The sequence below is a fragment of the Oceanospirillum sediminis genome (genome assembly GCF_014164585.1).
Taxonomy (GTDB): domain Bacteria; phylum Pseudomonadota; class Gammaproteobacteria; order Pseudomonadales; family Halomonadaceae; genus Oceanospirillum; species Oceanospirillum sediminis.
Map to the genome: position 1 here is coordinate 1 of NZ_JACJFM010000296.1, position 327 is coordinate 327.

The window sequence follows — 327 nt, forward strand, 5'->3', positions numbered from 1 at the left end:
ATCCTCCTAAACTATAGGTAAATTGTGTAGAAAAGTCGAAACTTTTGATTTTCCCTGTTATTCTAAAAGCACCTCTTACATCTGGTATAAACGATTTATCATTAAACACCTGGGTAGCATTCCCCCAAGTTTTTGTAATGGTTCTTTTGATGTTTGCATCAGAACTCAACTGTCTGTATTCATAAAGTGTTCCTGATGAATTTGCATCACCACCATTTCCATCATCAATAGAAAAGTCATCCTCACCTGAATCAAAAATTCCATTATTATTAGCATCATCATAGTATTGATACCACATTGGAGCACCATCAGATGGGTCTACACCTG

The 327-nt window shown here is 35.8% G+C and carries 1 protein-coding gene; it reads right to left on the reverse strand.

The annotated features are described in order from the left end of the window. Positions 1–298, reverse strand: a 298-nt coding sequence (locus tag H4O21_RS28745) for a hypothetical protein (RefSeq protein WP_182812696.1), incomplete at its 3' end; no start/stop codon positions are given. Positions 299–327 lie beyond the last annotated feature (29 nt).